Origin of the sequence: Nonomuraea sp. B10E15, from assembly GCF_039871615.1 — a bacterium.
Lineage (GTDB): Bacteria > Actinomycetota > Actinomycetes > Streptosporangiales > Streptosporangiaceae > Nonomuraea.
The window spans coordinates 231,953-249,147 of sequence record NZ_JBDPMB010000013.1 but is presented as its reverse complement, the minus strand read 5'-3'; the positions used below and the strand labels follow the sequence as shown (position 1 = coordinate 249,147).

Here is a 17,195-nt window from a genome sequence, read left to right as displayed (position 1 = left end):
GGCCGGCCGGGGTCCGCTCCATCGGGCGGCGCGAACACTTAGCCCTTGCGCTAACCATGACGGCACGCAATACTTAGCCGCATGGCACAGCATTCGGCACAGCTGGACGGGGTGTTACTCGCCCTCGCCGACCCGACCCGGCGCGCCGTCGTCCAGCGCCTCGGGCACGGGCCCACGAGCGTCGGCGACCTCGCCCGCGACTTCCCCATCACCCTCCCGTCGTTCATGAAGCACGTACGGACCCTCGAATCGAACGGGCTCATCCGCACGACCAAGACCGGCCGGGTACGCACCTGCGTGCTCAACCGCGAGCGCCTCGCCCTCGTCGACGACTGGCTCGGCGAGCAGCGCCGGATCTGGCGGGAACGCACAGACCGCCTCGAACAGTTCGTCACCGACCAGCAGGAGGACACGCCATGAACCCCGACCTCGACCTCGGCCTGGAGCGGATCATCCGCGCCCCGCGCGCCATCGTGTGGAGCGCCTGGACCGACCCGTCCAAGCTGGAGCAGTGGTGGCTCCCCGCGCCCTCCCGCTGCCAGGTGGAGCGCCTGGACCCGCGGCCCGGAGGAGCGTTCGTGACGCGGATGAGCGACGGCGGGCCGGAGTTCGTCCCCCACCTGGACGCCTGCTTCCTCGCCGTGGACGAGCCCGAACGGATCGTGTTCACCAACGCCGTCACCAGCGCCTGGCGCCCCGCCGTCCCCGCCCCCGTCGCCATGACCGCCACGATCACGCTGAGCGACCACCCCGACGGCACCGACTACCGGATCGTCGTCCGGCACGGCGACCCGGAATCCCGCGCCCACCACGAGAAACTCGGCTTCGCCGACGGCTGGGGCTCGGTCACGCGCCAGCTGGCCGCCTTCGCCGAGAGCATGACACCGTGACGAGCCGGCCCGGCCACCGATGAACGAGCGCTGCAGTTGCGGGAATCGTCCGCCGAAACGCGCAGTCACGACGATCGACCGTTACGGGGCGCCTAGCCGGCTTCGAGAACGAAGAACAAGAAGCACAGGAACCTCGTGCGGGTGGGCTCGATCTCACGGAGCTCATCGGGGAACAGCTCGCGGGCTTCCGGCACGAAGGGCGGTTCGCTGACGACGCTGATGCGAAAGCCCGCCGCGGTGAAGGCTTCGGTCATCGCGTGCAGCGGCCGGTCCCAGAACCTCATCCGGACGGTCTGCCCACCCATGACCCATTCTTCGGTCCGGCTGCGGGTCTCGAAGTACCTGGGCCTTTCCCCGGCCATGTGCTGGAAGAGAGCGACGGAGAAAGGATGGTCGACCGAGACGAGGAGCCTGCCACCAGGCTTCAGCACGCGTCTCAGCTCGGCCAGTGTCGGTCCCCAGTCTTCCAGGTAGTGCAGCACCAGCGACGCGATGACGTCGTCGAACGCGCCATCGGGAAAGGGCAGCGGGCCGGCCAGGTCGGCGACCTGCAGATCCGCGTCGGCGCCCAGCCGCTGCCGGGCCTGCTCCAGCATCCCGGCACTCGCGTCGACGCCGGTCACGATGGCGCCTCGATCGCGCAGCTCGGCGAACAGGGGACCCGCGCCGCAACCGGCATCGAGGATGCGCCTTCCGGTGACGTCCCCGGCAAGCTCCAGCATCGCGGGCCGCTCGTAGTACGCGTTCAGGAGGCTCGTCTCGTTCTCGGCCGCGTACCCCTCAGCCATCCTGTCGTAGTCGTTGATCGGGGAGGGCTGTGCGGTCTCGACGTGATCCTCGGGCATGGTAGGCATGCGGGCCATTGTGGCCCAGCGATCTCGGCGGCACAGACATACGACAGATCCTGACCAAGGCGGACACGCAGGGCCAACTGTCGCGCCGTTCGGACCGCCGCCGTCTGGCTTCACATTTCGTCAAATGGCTCGATGCCGGACGGGCTCGGCGAAGCCTGGTCAGGCAGCGACAGTGCTGCGGATGGAGCGTCCAGCAACCCATGATCCAGCCGGACGCCGCTTTCCAGCTCGACCACGGTTAAGCAGGCCACGAGCATGTCCACTGCGGCCTCGGCCTCCTCGCTGTCGTAGCCGCTTGCGAAGAAGTCGGCGTAACCGATCAGAGGGCCGAGAAACCCAGTCCAATGGGCGAAAGGCAGGTTGGCCGGTTCGGGATGTTCAACCCAGCCCTCGTCAGGCCCGTAACGCACAAACATCGAGGTGTTGCACGCCATGTCCAAGGTCACGCGCCAGTGCCGGAAGCCCTCGCCGGCCAGCCGGTCAGTCACCTCCTGCCGCGCCTCTGTCGGATTGATCCAGTCCAGGGTGACGATGCCTGCGCCGACTTGGTGAAGGGAAAGACTGCCCAAGCTGTGCGGCTGCCCAGGACCCTGCAACGCGGCCGGATCGAGTCCCATGCGCCTCACCGCGTCCTCGATGGTGAGGACGCCGGAGCGGGGCATCGTCACCGTGTAGGCGATGGTGTCCAACCCGAGGTCCTCCAGCATGTCGGCGTAGCGCGTAACGATCTCATCGAGCACGATCGAGTCACCTTTCTGAGGTCGACTGACAAGTAGGCGCGCTTTCACCGGGGAAAGCGCAGCTCGATCTTGGCATCAAGGCGGGGGGAGAGATCATGCGGGATCGCCAGCCCTCGCCGGTCAGCAGTGCCTGCTCGGAGCACCCGGCTATCCCATCGGGTAGGGGCCAGATTCCCAAGGGCGTCATCCTTCGCCAGCCAGTCGTGGAAGGTCCACCCAAGGTGGACGTCGATGCCGGTGGGGAGCATCTCCGGGGTGCCGAAATAGATCGCCAGGCGGAACAGCAGCTCATAGAGGTCCCAGAACGCCTTGGTGGGTTCGATGGGGACATCGCGGGGGCGGCGTAGCCGGGCCAGGAGGTCCTGCTGGATGCACGGCGATCTCTCGCTTCCGACCGGCTGGCTGGGGAGTTGGGCGTTGCCGGCGGCAGTTGCGGGCGCCGACGATGCGCCCTTGAGGGCCGAACGGTCCGTTGCATTCGCGCCGGTAGGGGGTGTCGCCGACGCTGATCCGGGTGTGGCAGGTCGGGTACCAGCCGGTCAGACAGACGCGATGCTGGGGGCAGACCACGCAGAGCAGCAGGTGCCAGGAGATGCGCCAGATCGGGTCGGGTCCTACCGGGCAGCGGGGGCAAATAGCCGCGGTGTCAGCGCGCCAGGGCCAGGGCCGGGTGGCGGTGGTGCCGGTCCAGCTGTAGGTGATGAACTGGCCGCCTTGACCGGACAGTGCCATGCGCATCATGGCGCGGGCGCGCAGGCCGGTGGCGTCGCGACAGGTTCTCGAAGACGTACTCGCCGTCGAAGATGGTGAGGAAGTCCTCGCCCAGGGTGTAGCGCGGCGGGGTGTAGTGAGGCAGACCGAGCAGGGACGCGACGGTGTCGCGGCGACCTCGGAGCTCACGCCTGTAGCCGCCTCGATCGCCCTGCGCATCTCCGGCGTCGCGACGATGCCGTACGCCAGTGTACGGACGTCACCTGACGTCCGTAGATCGAGCCCCAACGCCTCGACCATCGACCACGGCGGGCATCCGTTCAGTTCTCTGACATCTCCCGTGCCGTTCTGACATCTGCAAGCGCGCCAGACAACAGCTGTCTAAAGCCACCGAACATGACCGTGGGGCCCGCGGTTGACCTCGACACTGCCATTTCGACGGGTGTCGAAATACCAGGCTTCGCGTCATCGAAGTTGACAGTACCCAGCCGAAGATCACGTTTCCTGACCGTGGCGACGCCGCATCCGTCTTGGATCCCCTGGCATATTCGTCGCCCCTACGATCGCCGTTGGGCGGGTGGCGATCGCTCTGCTGCGTGACGCCGTTGCTGTGATCTAGAGATTCCCCACGTAGATCCTTTGCTGGCGTTCGTTATAGGTCGCATGCCGTTCCAGACTGAGCCCGAGCTTCTCCGCCACCCGTTGAGAGGGCACGTTGTCCGGATTGATGATCGCAATGAGCTTGTCGAGGTGAAGGACGTCCCGGGCGTAGTCACGGCAGGCAGCCGCAGCCTCGGTGGCGTAGCCGTTGCCTTGGAGCTCGGCTCGGACCAGATAGCCGATCTCGATGTGAACGGTCCCCTCGACGTCCTGCGGCGTCAGGCCGCAGTTGCCGACGAACTCGCCGATGTCCCGGAGTGTGATCAGCCACAATCCATGGCCGTACTTGCGGTAGAGACGCTGATTCCCTTCGATCCATCCCGAGGCTTCTTCACGTGTCTTCGGCCGCGGGTAGTACCGCATGACCTCGGGGTCGCCCAGAAGAGCCGCCATGTCATCAAGGTCTTCCCCAGTCATCTCGCGGAAGCTGAGTCTCTGAGTTGGACCTGGGAGGGAGTGCTGGCTCACCATGTTCCTTTCGTCAAGATCGCTTAGCTCATGAACGGATGTCATGTGGCAGGGCAAGGTTCTCACCGGTGGCTCCGAACGGTGGAGACCTGTCTGGGAGCGACATTTGCTTCATCGCTTTGGTGGCTGCGGCTCAGCCACCAGTGCGAGACGCCGGGGAAGATCAACTATCACGTTAAGTTCTCACTATCAGGTCAACTATCAAGTACCGCGCCGAACTGTCAGGTTGAGCGACGCCAGACAGCCACGCCGGTGGCGGGTGCCCTTGACGAATGAAATGAACGACTTTTTAATTCGCATATGGGGCGCATCGCCGGTGTCACCGCCGCGGAGACACGGGAGCGGCTGCTGCGCGCGGCCGCCGACGCCTTCGCCGAGCGCGGATACGACGGCACCCGCGTCGCCGACATCGCGGCCGCGGCCGGGGTGAGCAACGGCGCGCTCTACGCGCACTTCGGTTCGAAGGCGGACCTGCTCGTGGCGGCCCTGCGCGCGCACGGCCGCAGCATGCTCGCCGACCTGCTGGCCGCCGACCCGAACCGGCCGGTCACGGAGCTGCTCCTCGTCATCGGCCGCCGGCTCCCCCGCAGGCCCGACGTCCGTGGCCGGCTCATCGTCGAGGCGCTCGTCGCGGCCCCCCGTGACCAGGACGTCGCCCTGCCGATGCGCGACTACATCGGCGAACGCGCCGGGCAGATCTCCGGGCTGGTCCGCGGGGCCCAGGACGACGGCGAGCTCGATCCCGCGCTGTCGCCCGACGCGCTGGCGCACTTCTGCCTCCTGCTGGCGATGGGCAGCGTGCTGGTCACGCCGGACCTGCACGCGGTCGCCGACGAGGAGTGGGCCGAGCTGCTCGCCCGTGTCGTGACGGTCCTCGGCCCCGCGGGCATCACAGAGAAGAAGGAGTCGACCCCGTGAAAGTACAGATCAACCCCGAACGGTGCCAGGGGCACGGGCGCTGCTACGACCTGGCTCCGAGCCTGTTCGGCGAGGACGACGAGGGTTACGGGCAGGTTCTCGGCCACGGCATCGTTCCGCCGGGCGAGGAGGAGGCGGCGCGCCTGGCGGTGGCCAACTGTCCCGAAAGGGCGATCGACGCGCACGAGGAGACCTGACATGGCCGTTGACGAGCGCTTCACGCAGGACTACCGGGACGGGCAGGACGACGAGTTCGTCGGCACCCGCAGCGAGATCGTCACCGGTCCCGTCTCCGACTGGACGACCGACTTCTCCCATCTGGAGCCCGAGTGGGCCGCCGACCCGTACCCCATCCAGGACGAGCTGCGGCAGGGCTGCCCGATCGCGCACACCGGGCGGTTCGGCGGCGGCTGGCTGCCGACGCGGTACGAGGACGTCGCCGCGATCGCCTACGACACCGAGCACTTCTCCTCGCGCGCGATCGTCATGAGCAACTACCGGCCGCCGCTCGACCTGGCGCCGGTCGGCGGCGTGCCCCCGATCTCCTCCGACCCGCCGTTCCACCGCGACGCGCGCAGGCTGCTGCTGCCCGCGTTCACCAAGAGCGCCGTCGCCAGGCGGGAGGCGGCCACGCGGGCCTACTGCCACTCGCTCATCGACGCCTTAGAGGGCCGGCGGGACGTCGACGCGGCCCGCGAGTACGCGCAGCACATCCCGGTACGCGTCATCGCCGACATGCTGGGCTTCCCTCCGGAGGACGGGCCCCGCTTCCGCGCGTTCATCGAGCATTCGCTCGAAGGCGTCAACCTGCCGCCCGAGGAGCGCATGGCGCACATGGGGGAGCTGTTCGACTACCTGCTGGAGCAGATCCGCGACCACCTCGACAACCCGCGCGACGACCTGACCACCTACCTCATCGAGGCGGAGCTGTACGGCCAGAAGCTGCAGCCGGCGCACGTGTCCGGCACGATGGCCCTGCTGCTCATCGCCGGCATCGACACGACGTGGAGCGCTATCGGCGCGTCCCTGTGGCATCTGGCGAAGACGCCGGCCGACCGGGAGCGCCTGGTGGCCGAGCCGGAGTTGCTGCCGACCGCGATGGAGGAGTTCCTGCGGGCGTACGCGCCGGTCACGATGGCGCGGCTGGTCAAGCAGGACATGCACTGGCGCGGCGTCGACATGAAGGCCGACGACTGGGTGCTGCTGTCGTTCCCCGCGGCCAACCGTGACCCGGCGCACGTCGAGCGGGCGGACGAGGTCGTCATCGACCGCGAGGTCAACCGGCATGTCGCGTTCGGCCTGGGCATCCACCGCTGCGTGGGCTCCCACCTGGCGCGCATGGAGTTGCGGGTCGCCCTGGAGGTGTGGCTGGAGCGGATCCCGGAGTTCACCCTGGCCGACCCGGCGGCGGTGACCTGGGCGACGGGGCAGGTCCGCGGGCCGCGGACGCTGCCTCTGCGCGTCGGGCGGGTGTGACGCCGGACGCCTGCGCGTCCCGGGACCGCTCAGCCGGAGAAGAGCTGGGTGAGCTTGAGGAACAGCTGGTAGACGCCGTACGTGAACGGCACCCCCACCCACGCCCATGCCAGCACCATCAGTCCCGTCCGCCGGTTCGCCGTGTCCGCGGCGCCCGCCGTGGCCGTCGTGTCCGTCATACCGCCTGCCCCTTCTCCGTCACGTTCTCCTGCCGTGGCCGCTCGTGGTACCTCTCGTGCACCGGCCGGATCAGCTCGTTGGCGACGAAGCCGACCGCGAGCAGGCCGATCATGATGTAGAGGGACGTGGTGTAGAGCGCGGGTCCCGACCGCCCCGCGGCCTCCTGCCCGTCGGCGATCGCGTTGATGATCAGCGGGCCGAGCACGCCCGCGGTGGACCAGGCGGTGAGCAGCCTGCCGTGGATCGCCCCGACCTCGTACGTGCCGAACAGGTCCTTCAGGTACGCGGGGACCGTCGCGAAGCCGCCGCCGTAGAAGGACAGGATGCCCAGCGCGCAGATGATGAACAGCGGCTTGGAGGCGTCGCCCGCCAGCGCGATCGCGAGATAGAGCACCGCGCCCACGCCCAGGTAGACGCGGTACATGTTCTTGCGCCCGATCAGGTCGGAGGTGGACGACCAGCCGAAGCGCCCCGCCATGTTCGCCAGCGACAGCAGCGCGACGAAGCCCGCCGCCGCTCCCGCCGCGACGGGCGTGGAGGTGCCGGAGAAGAAGTCGGCGATCATCGGCGCGGCCTTCTCCAGGATGCCGATCCCTGCGGTGACGTTCAGGCACAACACCAGCCACAGCAGGTAGAACTGCGGGGTGCGGACGGCGTTGCGCGCCGAGACGTCGGCGGTGGTGACCAGCCGGCGCGTGGCCGCCTCGCGCGGTTGCCACCCCTTCGGCGCCCACCCGTCGGCGGGAACGCGCACCAGCAGCACGCCCATGGACATGAAGACGGCGTAGACGACGCCGTGCACGACGAACGTCGTGGCGATCCCGCCCGTGCCGGTGCCGAACGTGCCGAGCATCTGCGCCGACCACGGCGAGGCGATGAGCGCTCCCCCGCCGAACCCCATGATCGCGATGCCGGTGGCCATGCCCGGCCGGTCGGGGAACCACTTGATCAGCGTGGAGACCGGCGAGATGTAGCCGATCCCCAGCCCGATCCCGCCCACGAAACCGTAGCCGAGGACCACCAGCCAGTACTGTCCCGTGGCCACGCCCAGCGCGGACAGCAGGAACCCGGAGGAGAAGCAGGCCATCGAGACGAACATCGCCCAGCGTGGCCCGTTGCGCTCGACCAGCGTGCCGCCGAAGGCCGCCGACAGGCCGAGCATGACGATGCCCAGCTGGAACGGCAGGGCGCTCTGGGTGCCCGACAGGCCGAGGGAGGATTCGAGGGGCGGTTTGAACACGCTCCACGCGTACGCCTGCCCGATCGCCAGATGCACGGAGAGGGCGGCGGGCGGCACCAGCCACCGGCTCCATGTGGGCGCCGCCACGGTACGGGAACGACTCAGGAAACCTGTGGGACTCGCGAACCTCGTACTGATTGCCACGAAGATACGGGTAACACATACGGTATGCCGTATTTCGCATCCGGAGCGGGTTTACGGCGAGCGGTCAAATCTGGTCGGCGAACGGTGTACGAAGCCCTCGGCACGGGCGGCGGTCGAACTGTGATCAGCATGGGGAGAAAATGGGCGGCATGTCGTGATCTAGCCGAGTAAGGTGCCGGACAGGCGGCTCCTGGGCGTGCTTCCTTCTCCATCACCTTGGCTGAACAGCGCGCCCGCTCTCCGCCTCGCAGGCCGCGCGGGGTGCCCCCGCGCGGCCTCACTCACGTCCCGGGGGAGGTCACGTGAACGGTCCTGGCGAGATCCTGCTGCGCCGCCGCCGGACGGTCGCGCCCGGGCTGCTGGCCGCCGGATCCTCCATGCCGCCACCGGTCGGCAAGCTGCCCAGGCGGCTCGGCATGGTGCGCGCGGACGTGCCGTCCGGAGTGGCGGCGCTGGAGTTCGAGCTGCTGCAGCTCGGGTTCCTGATGTCGCCGGAGCTGTACCAGGCGCTGGCGGGGCTGGAGATGGCCGAGCTGGCGCGGGTGGGGCGGCGGTTGTTGCACTGCCTGCGCGACGAGGTCGGGGCGAACGCCACGCACGTGCCGTTGTTCCGGAGATTTCCGGACAGTGTGCCGGCCGACACCTCGGACTTCTACGTGCGCCGGGTGTTCAGCCTGCTGCTGCAGGACCCGGCCCGTCCCTGCGTGCTGTGCGGCGAGACCGGGACCGTGCGCCCCGTGTCGCCCTGTGCCCATCTGGTGTGCCGTACGTGCTGGGACGGCGCCGACTTCAGCGCCTGCCCGATCTGCCACCGGCGGATCGACCTGGACGACCCCTTCCTGCGCCCGTCGGAGAGAAGCGTCTCCATGCACCGGGAGGCGGTGACCACCACCGTGTTGCTGGGGTCGTGCCCCGACCCCGGCGGCGCCTGCCGCGAGCTGGCCACGGCCATGCTGGCGCGGCGCACCCCCATGCCGGCGCACGAGCGGGCCGAGCTGGAGATCCTCCTGGACGCCTGCTGGCCCGCGGCGCTCTCCTGGCTGCCGGAGACGATCCCGGTGAAGGAGACCAGAGCGGTGGTGCTGGCGCACGCGCTGCGCAGGGGAGCCGGCGAGCTGCTGCCCCGCCACGCCGGCACCGCCACCGACGTGCTGCGGATGCTGTCCACGCTGATGGGGGGCGACCCCGGGCTGCGGATCCGGCCGGAGCGCCGCACGTCGCTGCCCCGTGCGGTGCGGCGGGCCGTGCTGGCGTGCCTGGACGGGATGCCGTACCTGCTGGAGGACTTGCTGCGCCACCGGGAGCGGTGGAAGCACATGGCCGAGGTGCTGCACCCGCACGAGCAGCACGCCCGCTTCCCCGGCGCCGCGCTGGCGTTCGCGGCGCTGCGCGGCACCAGGCTCGACCCCGGCACGGCGTTCGGGCGCTCCCTGCTGGAGCGCGCGGCCGGCCATCCCGAGCTGGAGGTGCGGGACGGGCGCGTGCGCGCGAGGACGTTCTCGTCCCGCGTGGAGACGGCACTGGCGGACGGCCGCCACGCCGACGCCGTCACGCTGCTCTCGCACCGTCCGGGCGAGCTCCTCCGCCGCCTGTCCCACCTGCTGCGCGTGACGTACGCCCGCGGTGACGCGGCCGGCGAGCGCGCGACGTACGCCGGCGACGGCCCCGCGGACGGGCCGCGCGCCGCCGGGACGCCGCTGGAGACGCTGGAGGGCGCCGTGCGCCGGGTCGCGCCCGGGGTGCTGCTGGCCGCGCTCGGCCAGATCAGGACCCCGCCCGGCGGGACCAGGCTGTTCCTGCCGCGCGGCGGCACGGCGCGGTTCTGGACCATGCCCGACCGGCGGCCCGCACTGCCCGACGAGGTGGTGCTGGAGGCCGAGCGGCTGCTGTCCGGAGAGCTGCTGCGGCGCGCCGGCGAGCTGCCGCCGCTGCGCCGGGCCCTGCTGGACGAAGGGCTGGCCGACCTGGTCGCGCCCACCTCCGAACGTACGGCGGGCGCGGCGCTCGTCCGCCTGGCCCGCGGCAGCACCCAGCCCATCCCGCGCGCCGAGCGGATCCGGTTCTTCCTGCACTGGGCCGAGCCGCCCGGCACCCGGGTGGACCTGGACCTGTCGGTGGCGGTGTTCGACGAGGACTGGCGCTTCGCGGGCCTGTGCGACTACACGCGCCTGCGCCTGGGCAAGGGGCTGGTGCACTCCGGCGACCTGACCTCCGCGCCGGAGCCGCTCGGGGCGTCGGAGTTCATCGACGTGGACGTGCGCGCCCTGCCCGCCCGCTACCTCGTCCCGGTGGTGTTCAGCTACAACGACGTGCCGTTCGAGGAGCTGCCGCGGGGCTTCGCGGGTTCATGGAGCAGCCGGACGGGCTGTTCGACCCGCTGGCGGTGCGCCAGAAGTTCGACCTGGCGGGGCCGGCGAAGATCCTCGTGCCGCTGGTGGCCGACCTGTGGACGCGCACGATGCGCTGGACCGACCTCAACCTGTCCGCCGCCGGCTACGGCCACAACGTGGCGGGCAGCGCCGACGAGGTGGCCGCGCTGGGCGCCGCGATGGAGAGCGCGTTCGCCGGCCGGGTGACGTTGTGGGAGGTGGCCTGCTGGCACGCCGCCGCCCGCGCCGCCGACGTCGTGGTGCGCCGCCGCGACGGCTCACTCCGCCGGTACGAGCGCCGCCCCGGTGAGGACGTCGAGGCGTTCGCCGCGCGGCTCACCGCCCGCGCCGCCGGGCAGCCGTTCGCGCAGCCGTCGGGGTGCCCTCCGGAGGGCACCGACCTGGCGGTGCTGGTCTCCGGCGATCTCGGGCTGCCGGGCGCGCAGGTGTACGCGCTGCACCCGTACGGGCTCGGCGCGGCCCGCCTGCTGGACGCCGCCGACCTGCTGAGCGTCCTGGCTCCGGCGCCGGCGGCCGTCACGGTCCGTCACTGATCGTCCGGCGGGCCCTGGCCGGGGCGTCCCAGGCCTTCGAAGAGCAGCAGGAGCAGGCGATCGCCGGGGACATCGGCCCCCGCCATCTGCTCGCGCGCCCATGAGGTGCCCGCGACCAGGGCCAGGAACTCCAGCGGCGCGACGTCGGCGCGGACCTCGCCCGCCTCCTGCGCGCGGGTCAGCAGCGCCGTCGCCGCGCCGCGCATCGTCTCGCAGGATGCGTGCAGGGCGGAGGCCGGGTCGTGCAGCGTCGCCGTCACCGCCGCGGTCAGCCCCCGGTAGACGGTGGTGGTCCGCACGAAGTCGAGCGTCCAGGTGATCAGCGCCTCGCGGGGCGACGGGTGGGCGGCGAGCTGCCGCGCGCCGGCGGCGAGGGCGTCGAACCGTTCGCGCAGCAGCTCTGCCAGCAGCGCCTCCCGCGTGGGGAAATGCCGGTAGAGGGTGCCGACGCCGACCCCGGCGCGCGCGGCGACGTCCTCCAGCGAGGCGTCGGTGCCGTGGTCCAGGAACGCGGTGCGCGCCTCGGCCAGCAGCCGGTCGCGGTTGCGCCGCGCGTCGGCCCGCATGGCGCGCCGGGTGGTGGTGTCGCCCATATCCGCCTCCTGGGGTTCGCGAACCGGAGCCTCCTTCCGTATCGTAGACTCAGATAAGCGGAGGCTGGCTCCGCTAAGGCCCCGGACAGGAGTGACGATGACCCCGACACAGGACCGCCTCGGCCGCTTCGGCGTGTGGATCGCGCCGATGACGCTGCTGCACACGCCGGTGGCCAGGCAACGGGAGCAGTTCGCGCGGATCGAGCGGCTCGGGTACGGCTCGGTGTGGACGGGCGAACCTCCCGCGGCCTCCCCCATCGCCGGGCGCGACATCCTCACCCAGCTGGCCGTGGTGCTCGCCGCCACCGAACGGCTGGTCGCCGGCGCCGGCGTCGCCAACATCGCGATGCGCGACCCGCGGGCGACCCACAGCGGTGCGGCCACGCTCGCCGAGGCGTACCCCGACCGCCTCATCCTCGGCCTCGGCGGCCACGGCGGCGAGCGTCCGCTGGCCGGGCTGGGCGCCTACCTCGACGCCATGGACGAGGCCGCCACCCGCATCCTGCCGGAAGCCCGCTACCCGCGCGTCCTCGCAGCCCTCGGCCCCAAGGCGCACCGGCTGGCCGCCGGACGGGCCGGCGGCGTCCACCCCTTCCTGCAACCCGTCGAGCACACCCGGGCCGCGCGCGACGCTCTCGGCCCCGGGCCCCTGCTGATCCCGCATCTGGCCCTCCTCCCGGACACCGACGAAGCCCGCGCCAGGGGACGGATCCGCGCCCTCTTCGACGCCGGCGGCCGCGAGAACGCCTACACCGCCAACTACCGCAGGCTCGGGTACGGCGACGCCGATCTCGACGGCGGGTACAGCGACCGCCTCGTCGACGCCATCGTGGCGTGGGGGGACGACGAGGCCATCGCCGCCAGGGCGGAGCGGCACCTGGCCGCCGGCGCCGACCACGTCCTGCTCCACCCCCTGGCCGACGACCTGACGGCCACGGTCGACCAGCTGGCGCGGCTCGCCCCCCGCCTGCTCCCCCGCGCCTGACCACGGGCGGTCGGACGGGGCGGTCGGACAGGGCCGTCAGACAGGGCGGGCGGCGCGCCGGTCGGCGCGCTGGGCGAGCTCCTCGTCGTCCACCAGGGTGAGCATCGGCTTGCCGGGCTCGCACAACATCGTCACGAGGAACCGGAGCGGGATGTCGTCGCGGTTGTTGCCGTCCTGGTAGTGGATGACGTCCCCGCCGGGCTCCCAGAACGCCTCGCCGGCGCGTACGACCCGCTCCGGCTCGCCTTCGAGCTCAAACAACATCTCGCCTTCCAGCACGTAGCCGAAGGCTGGTCCGTAGTGGCGGTGCGGCGGCGCGCCGGGGTCTCCGGGCGGATATTCGACGACCAGGGTCGTCTCGTGCGCCCCCTCGGGAATGTACGGCGGTTCCGCCTCCTGCACGATGGTGATCGCCGTCTGCCAGGCGTTCGATCGGTGTTCCCCCATGACGGTTTCCTCCTTGACGGGATGGGCGGGCTACTCGCCGAGCCAGCCGTTGTAGGTGATGTCGCCGCGGATCATGTCCTCGACGGGCACCAGCGTGTCCTGGTCGAGGTGGAGGCCGAAGTAACGGGCCTCCGGGTCGGTGACGACCTGGCGCGGGTCGTTCCAGGCGGCCAGGGCGTCGCGGAAGAAGTCGTCCATCAGCACCCGCTCGGGCCCGGCGACCTCGAGGCCGCCGTTCAGCGGGGCGCCCTCCGCGACCCTGCTGACCGCCGTGGCGACCTCCTCGCCGGCGATGGGCTGGAACCACACCGGCGCGATCCGTACGGCGCCGTCCTCGGTGGCGTCGTCGGCGATGCCGCGGGCGAACTCGAAGAACTGCGTGGCGCGCACGATCGAGAACGGGATCGAGGACTTCTCGATCAGTTCCTCCTGGGCGGCCTTGGCCCCGAAGTAGCCCTGGCCCGGCCGCCGCCGGGCGCCGACCACGGACAGCGCGACGTGGTGCCCGACTCCGGCCGCCGCCTCGGCGGCCAGCAGGTTACGCGTGGAGGTCTCGAAGAACTCCCGCACGGCGGTGTCCTCGAACGACGGCGAGTTCGACACGTCGACCACCACCTGCGTGCCGGCCAGCGCCTCCTCCAGCCCTTCCCCTGTGAGCGTGTTGACGCCGGTGTTCGGCGAGGCCGGCACCGCCTCGTGACCACGTTCGCCGAGCTTGGCCACGACTTTCGACCCGATCATGCCGGTCCCGCCGATGACCACGATCCTCATGACGTTCCTCCCTGTCCGCCGGGAGCACCGCTCGCCCCCGCTCGCGAGCTAAGACAGGGCGGCGCACCCGCCTGTGACGCCCTCGCGGAAGATTTTGCGTTCCCCTGACCTGCTGTGCCCAGGCGCACACAGGCGTCACGAGATTCGCTAAAGGGGGTATACGGGTGCAGATCACATCAAGCCTCCCCTTACAGTGAGGAGCGCATGCAGTGAGCTGAGGAGTACGTGTTGCACGAGAAGCTGTCGTCGATCTACGACAACGTCCTTCGCCGCAACCCTGGTGAGACGGAGTTCCACCAGGCTGTGCGCGAGGTGCTCGAGAGCATCGGCCCGGTTCTCGGGAAGCACCCCGAATACGCCGAGTCGAAGATCATAGAGCGTATCTGCGAGCCCGAACGGCAGATCATCTTCCGGGTGCCGTGGGCCGACGACCGTGGCGAGGTGCAGATCAACCGCGGCTTCCGGGTGGAGTTCAACGGCGCTCTGGGGCCGTACAAAGGCGGGCTGCGTTTCCACCCGTCGGTCTACCTCGGCATCGTCAAGTTCCTGGGGTTCGAGCAGATCTTCAAGAACAGCCTGACGGGCCTGCCGATCGGCGGCGGCAAGGGCGGCTCCGACTTCGATCCGAAGGGCCGTTCCGACCGCGAGGTCATGCGCTTCTGCCAGAGCTTCATGACGGAGCTCTACCGGCACATCGGCGAGTACACCGACGTGCCCGCCGGTGACATCGGCGTCGGCGGGCGGGAGATCGGCTACCTGTTCGGCCAGTACAAGCGCATCACCAACCGCTACGAGTCCGGCGTCATCACCGGCAAGGGCCTGGCGTACGGCGGCGCGCAGGTCCGCACGGAGGCCACCGGCTACGGGTGCGCGTTCTTCGTGGACGAGATGCTCAAGGCGCGCGGCACGTCGTTCGACGGCCGGCGGGTCACGGTGTCCGGCTCCGGCAACGTGGCGGTCTACACCATCGAGAAGATCGAGCAGCTCGGCGGCCGGGTCGTCGCGTGCTCCGACTCCTCCGGCTACGTCCTCGACGAGAAGGGCATCGACCTCGACCTGCTCAAGCAGATCAAGCAGGTCGAGCGCGGCCGCCTGAACGCCTACGCCGAGCGCCGCGGCAACAACGCCACCTTCGTGGCGGGCCGCAGCGTGTGGGAGGTGCCGTGCGAGGTGGCGATGCCGTCCGCCACGCAGAACGAGATCACCGGCCGCGACGCCGCCGTCATGGTCGGCAACGGCTGCATCGCGGTCGGCGAGGGCGCGAACATGCCCACCACTCCGGAGGGCATCAAGGTGTTCCTGGACGCCGGCGTGGCGTTCGGGCCGGGTAAGGCCGCCAACGCGGGCGGCGTGGCGACCAGCGCGCTGGAGATGCAGCAGAACGCCAGCCGCGACTCCTGGACGTTCGAGTTCTCCGAGCACCGGCTCGAGGAGATCATGCGCGACATCCACGACCGCTGCCTGCGGACCGCCGACGAGTACGGCATGCCGGGCGACTACGTGGCCGGCGCCAACATCGACGGGTTCCGCCGGGTCGCCGACGCGATGCTGGCCCTCGGCCTGATCTGAGCGGCCCCCGGCCCTCGGACGCCGGGCTGTGGGCGCGCGGGTCAGGCGAGGAGACGGTGCGGGTGCATGCCGTCCACCAGCCCCAGCTCGGGCGGGTGGATGCTGTACCCCAGCATGCGGCGGGTCCTGGCGCTCAGCTGCCTGGGCCTCCATGGCGGCGACCTGGACGTCGCCGGTCTCGATGAGCTCGGCCGCGGCGGCCTCGAGGATGCGGCGGCGGGTGGCGGCGGCGCGTTCTGTCAGAGGCTCCACGCAACCCAGGTTGGTTGAGTTCAACTCAACAAACCAAGCCTGGGGCCGGGCTCAGACCATGGCACGCAGGAGGTCAGGGTTTCCTGGCGACACCGCAGACGGCGCTCACCACCGCAGGCTGGTCGTCCCGTCGGCCCGGCTCGGGCCGCCACTCGGGCGTCGGCACCACGCCGGGCGGCAGCGGTTCGAGGCCGTCGAAGAACCCCGCGCTCCGCTCCGGCTGCCGGGGACGAGCGGCTCGATCAGCCGGTCGATGATGCCCTGGGGATCGTCGTCGGTCACCTCAGCTCGCGGGCGTGCACCAGCACGATCGGGTCGTTGCAAGTAGGGTTGTTCACACGTAGCAAGCGGGACCAGTGATCACGTGCTGTAACACCGCGCCGCAGGTGGAGGCTGTTGTTTTCAGAGGATGTCCCGGAGGGGGTTGTCGGCCAGGCTGCGCAGCCCATCGGCGACCCTTTGCGCCTGTTCCGCAGCCGGTACCGACCGGTCTCCGTGCTCGATGGCTGCGGCGAGGGCGAGAAGTTGCGGGTTGGGAATCAGCGAGAGGTCTCGGCGGAGCTTGACGACCACACGCTGTTCGGTGTCCGAGTCCACGGCCACGAGCGCAGGGCAGAGGGAACGGAGATGTCGCACCTGTATCACTGACACGTTCGCGGACGCCAGGTCGCAGCGATGGGTCCGGAAGACCTGCACCGCCAGTCTAGTGCCCTGAAGCCACGCCGAGAACCAGAGCTTGACCAGCCCCATGGCGCCGAAACTGAGACCGAGACTCAGCAATACAAGAAGCGCCGGGCCCAGCGCCGGATAGTCGGGATAGGTGAAGTATTTGACCCAGAACGGTAGCGCGCCCAGCATCAGGCAGTAGGGCGCCACGGCGAATGCCATCCACGGACCATCCGGTGGTGAGGCGTCCAGCCGGATCCTGCGTGTGCTGGGCTCCATCCGCACTCCTCATCACGTGGACCTCGATGGAGAGACCGTAGGTGATTGTCCTTTCAGACAGCTTGGCGATCGCTGAAGCCGCGATCACCTCAAGTGTTCTCAGGCTCCCAGTGCTGGAGAGATGACCTTCAGCTCTGCGACAGCTAATTCAGCGTGATCTGGCGTGGAACCCCGGGCGTTTACTCGTCCGGAAGGCGGCCACGGCGAAGTCGGGGAACAACCGCAGCAGCGTCTCCCCGCCTCCCGGTCGACGGGGAAATGGTCCGCACCGCCCAGCAGGAAGTTCCGCACCCGTGCCTAGTGCGGGACGGTGGCGTCGACACGGGCCCAGCCCGGCGCGGCGACGGCGTCGTCCGTCATGGCGCTCCTGTCCGGAGGTCGTGGCCGTTCGGACGCCACAACACCGCGGCCCGCCCGGTCCGCGCACCT

19 protein-coding genes and 1 pseudogene are annotated in these 17,195 nt (G+C 70.2%); 10 read left to right on the top strand and 10 right to left on the bottom strand.

Annotated elements, in window-relative coordinates; genetic code table 11:
• The first annotated feature begins 81 nt into the window (after positions 1 to 81).
• Together ABGB14_RS31595 and ABGB14_RS31590 are read left to right on the top strand one after the other, a co-directional pair.
• Positions 82 to 420, top strand: a complete 339-nt coding sequence (locus ABGB14_RS31595; protein WP_347647486.1) for a helix-turn-helix transcriptional regulator — start codon at positions 82 to 84, stop codon at positions 418 to 420.
• On the top strand, positions 417 to 890 hold the full coding sequence (locus ABGB14_RS31590; RefSeq protein ID WP_347647485.1) for an SRPBCC domain-containing protein: 474 nt from the start codon (positions 417 to 419) through the stop codon (positions 888 to 890). The genes ABGB14_RS31595 and ABGB14_RS31590 overlap by 4 nt, the downstream gene beginning before the upstream one ends.
• 92 nt (positions 891 to 982) lie before the next feature.
• Here the strand turns inward: ABGB14_RS31590 and ABGB14_RS31585 are convergent, their stop codons facing one another.
• Together ABGB14_RS31585 and ABGB14_RS31580 are read right to left on the bottom strand one after the other, a co-directional pair.
• The gene (locus ABGB14_RS31585) at positions 983 to 1,744 is read right to left on the bottom strand and encodes a class I SAM-dependent methyltransferase (RefSeq protein ID WP_347647484.1); all 762 of its coding nucleotides are present in this window, start codon (positions 1,742 to 1,744) and stop codon (positions 983 to 985) included.
• Between the two features lie 110 nt (positions 1,745 to 1,854).
• Positions 1,855 to 2,484, bottom strand: coding sequence for a hypothetical protein (locus ABGB14_RS31580; protein ID WP_347647483.1), 630 nt, complete (start codon positions 2,482 to 2,484; stop codon positions 1,855 to 1,857).
• A 730-nt stretch (positions 2,485 to 3,214) separates the two neighbouring features.
• Between ABGB14_RS31580 and ABGB14_RS31575 the strand changes: the two genes are divergently transcribed.
• Positions 3,215 to 3,547, top strand: coding sequence for a hypothetical protein (locus ABGB14_RS31575; protein ID WP_347647482.1), 333 nt, complete (start codon positions 3,215 to 3,217; stop codon positions 3,545 to 3,547).
• Positions 3,548 to 3,810: 263 nt separating this feature from the next.
• On the opposite strand, the gene ABGB14_RS31570 is transcribed toward ABGB14_RS31575, so the two are convergent.
• A complete protein-coding gene (locus ABGB14_RS31570; RefSeq protein WP_347647481.1) occupies positions 3,811 to 4,326 on the bottom strand; it encodes a GNAT family N-acetyltransferase in 516 nt (171 codons plus the stop codon).
• Between the two features lie 297 nt (positions 4,327 to 4,623).
• Here ABGB14_RS31570 and ABGB14_RS31565 point away from each other — a divergent pair, with 297 nt between their 5' ends.
• Genes ABGB14_RS31565 through ABGB14_RS31555 form a run of 3 tightly spaced genes read left to right on the top strand, consistent with a single transcriptional unit; the run spans position 4,624 to position 6,717 of the window.
• Positions 4,624 to 5,241: a TetR/AcrR family transcriptional regulator gene (locus tag ABGB14_RS31565; protein ID WP_347647480.1), complete on the top strand. Its 618-nt coding sequence runs from the start codon at positions 4,624 to 4,626 to the stop codon at positions 5,239 to 5,241.
• Positions 5,238 to 5,438, top strand: a complete 201-nt coding sequence (locus ABGB14_RS31560; protein ID WP_347647479.1) for a ferredoxin — start codon at positions 5,238 to 5,240, stop codon at positions 5,436 to 5,438. Before ABGB14_RS31565 ends, ABGB14_RS31560 begins: the two co-directional genes overlap by 4 nt.
• Before the next feature lies 1 nt (position 5,439).
• The gene (locus tag ABGB14_RS31555; protein WP_347647478.1) at positions 5,440 to 6,717 is read left to right on the top strand and encodes a cytochrome P450; all 1,278 of its coding nucleotides are present in this window, start codon (positions 5,440 to 5,442) and stop codon (positions 6,715 to 6,717) included.
• A gap of 29 nt (positions 6,718 to 6,746) precedes the next feature.
• Here the strand turns inward: ABGB14_RS31555 and ABGB14_RS31550 are convergent, their stop codons facing one another.
• Both ABGB14_RS31550 and ABGB14_RS31545 read right to left on the bottom strand, forming a co-directional pair.
• Positions 6,747 to 6,896 (bottom strand): hypothetical protein, encoded by a 150-nt coding sequence (locus tag ABGB14_RS31550; protein ID WP_347647477.1) that lies wholly within the window; start codon positions 6,894 to 6,896, stop codon positions 6,747 to 6,749.
• Positions 6,893 to 8,194 carry an OFA family MFS transporter gene (locus ABGB14_RS31545; RefSeq protein WP_347647476.1) on the bottom strand — a complete coding sequence of 434 codons (1,302 nt, stop codon included), beginning with the start codon at positions 8,192 to 8,194 and terminating at the stop codon, positions 6,893 to 6,895. Before ABGB14_RS31545 ends, ABGB14_RS31550 begins: the two co-directional genes overlap by 4 nt.
• 389 nt (positions 8,195 to 8,583) lie before the next feature.
• On the opposite strand from ABGB14_RS31545, the gene ABGB14_RS31540 reads away from it, so the two are divergent.
• Both ABGB14_RS31540 and ABGB14_RS31535 read left to right on the top strand, forming a co-directional pair.
• On the top strand, positions 8,584 to 10,857 hold the full coding sequence (locus ABGB14_RS31540) for an MXAN_6230/SCO0854 family RING domain-containing protein (RefSeq protein WP_347647475.1): 2,274 nt from the start codon (positions 8,584 to 8,586) through the stop codon (positions 10,855 to 10,857).
• Complete coding sequence (locus ABGB14_RS31535) at positions 10,740 to 11,204, top strand: hypothetical protein (protein WP_347647474.1); 465 nt, start codon at positions 10,740 to 10,742, stop codon at positions 11,202 to 11,204. Before ABGB14_RS31540 ends, ABGB14_RS31535 begins: the two co-directional genes overlap by 118 nt.
• Here the strand turns inward: ABGB14_RS31535 and ABGB14_RS31530 are convergent.
• Positions 11,198 to 11,797: a TetR family transcriptional regulator gene (locus ABGB14_RS31530; protein WP_347647473.1), complete on the bottom strand. Its 600-nt coding sequence runs from the start codon at positions 11,795 to 11,797 to the stop codon at positions 11,198 to 11,200. The two genes, ABGB14_RS31535 and ABGB14_RS31530, sit on opposite strands and share 7 nt — an antisense overlap.
• A gap of 97 nt (positions 11,798 to 11,894) precedes the next feature.
• Between ABGB14_RS31530 and ABGB14_RS31525 the strand changes: the two genes are divergently transcribed.
• A complete protein-coding gene (locus ABGB14_RS31525) occupies positions 11,895 to 12,782 on the top strand; it encodes a TIGR03620 family F420-dependent LLM class oxidoreductase (protein WP_347647472.1) in 888 nt (295 codons plus the stop codon).
• Positions 12,783 to 12,818: 36 nt separating this feature from the next.
• On the opposite strand, the gene ABGB14_RS31520 is transcribed toward ABGB14_RS31525, so the two are convergent.
• Positions 12,819 to 13,229 (bottom strand): cupin domain-containing protein, encoded by a 411-nt coding sequence (locus tag ABGB14_RS31520; RefSeq protein ID WP_347647471.1) that lies wholly within the window; start codon positions 13,227 to 13,229, stop codon positions 12,819 to 12,821.
• A gap of 30 nt (positions 13,230 to 13,259) precedes the next feature.
• On the bottom strand, positions 13,260 to 14,000 hold the full coding sequence (locus ABGB14_RS31515; RefSeq protein WP_347647470.1) for an SDR family oxidoreductase: 741 nt from the start codon (positions 13,998 to 14,000) through the stop codon (positions 13,260 to 13,262).
• 225 nt (positions 14,001 to 14,225) lie between these two features.
• Here ABGB14_RS31515 and gdhA point away from each other — a divergent pair, with 225 nt between their 5' ends.
• Positions 14,226 to 15,569, top strand: a complete 1,344-nt coding sequence (gdhA, locus tag ABGB14_RS31510; protein ID WP_347647469.1) for an NADP-specific glutamate dehydrogenase — start codon at positions 14,226 to 14,228, stop codon at positions 15,567 to 15,569.
• Positions 15,570 to 15,894: 325 nt separating this feature from the next.
• Here the strand turns inward: gdhA and ABGB14_RS31505 are convergent.
• Both ABGB14_RS31505 and ABGB14_RS31500 read right to left on the bottom strand, forming a co-directional pair.
• Positions 15,895 to 16,050 (bottom strand): annotated as a pseudogene (locus tag ABGB14_RS31505) (SAM-dependent methyltransferase); the annotation flags it as partial.
• Positions 16,051 to 16,223: 173 nt separating this feature from the next.
• Entirely contained in the window at positions 16,224 to 16,709 is a 486-nt protein-coding gene (locus ABGB14_RS31500; protein ID WP_347647468.1) for a hypothetical protein, read from the bottom strand.
• Between the last annotated feature and the right edge of the window lie 486 nt (positions 16,710 to 17,195).

Bases quoted from the DNA above. Each gene is read 5' to 3' on its own strand.
- ABGB14_RS31595 (WP_347647486.1), top strand. From the start codon at position 82: ATGGCACAGCATTCGGCACAGCTGGACGGGGTGTTACTCGCCCTCGCC.
- ABGB14_RS31590 (WP_347647485.1), top strand. From the start codon at position 417: ATGAACCCCGACCTCGACCTCGGCCTGGAGCGGATCATCCGCGCCCCG.
- ABGB14_RS31585 (WP_347647484.1), bottom strand. From the start codon at position 1,744: ATGCCTACCATGCCCGAGGATCACGTCGAGACCGCACAGCCCTCCCCG.
- ABGB14_RS31575 (WP_347647482.1), top strand. From the start codon at position 3,215: ATGCGCATCATGGCGCGGGCGCGCAGGCCGGTGGCGTCGCGACAGGTT.
- ABGB14_RS31570 (WP_347647481.1), bottom strand. From the start codon at position 4,326: ATGGTGAGCCAGCACTCCCTCCCAGGTCCAACTCAGAGACTCAGCTTC.
- ABGB14_RS31565 (WP_347647480.1), top strand. From the start codon at position 4,624: ATGGGGCGCATCGCCGGTGTCACCGCCGCGGAGACACGGGAGCGGCTG.
- ABGB14_RS31555 (WP_347647478.1), top strand. From the start codon at position 5,440: ATGGCCGTTGACGAGCGCTTCACGCAGGACTACCGGGACGGGCAGGAC.
- ABGB14_RS31550 (WP_347647477.1), bottom strand. From the start codon at position 6,896: ATGACGGACACGACGGCCACGGCGGGCGCCGCGGACACGGCGAACCGG.
- ABGB14_RS31535 (WP_347647474.1), top strand. From the start codon at position 10,740: ATGCGCTGGACCGACCTCAACCTGTCCGCCGCCGGCTACGGCCACAAC.
- ABGB14_RS31530 (WP_347647473.1), bottom strand. From the start codon at position 11,797: ATGGGCGACACCACCACCCGGCGCGCCATGCGGGCCGACGCGCGGCGC.
- ABGB14_RS31525 (WP_347647472.1), top strand. From the start codon at position 11,895: ATGACCCCGACACAGGACCGCCTCGGCCGCTTCGGCGTGTGGATCGCG.
- ABGB14_RS31520 (WP_347647471.1), bottom strand. From the start codon at position 13,229: ATGGGGGAACACCGATCGAACGCCTGGCAGACGGCGATCACCATCGTG.
- ABGB14_RS31515 (WP_347647470.1), bottom strand. From the start codon at position 14,000: ATGAGGATCGTGGTCATCGGCGGGACCGGCATGATCGGGTCGAAAGTC.
- ABGB14_RS31500 (WP_347647468.1), bottom strand. From the start codon at position 16,709: ATGGCATTCGCCGTGGCGCCCTACTGCCTGATGCTGGGCGCGCTACCG.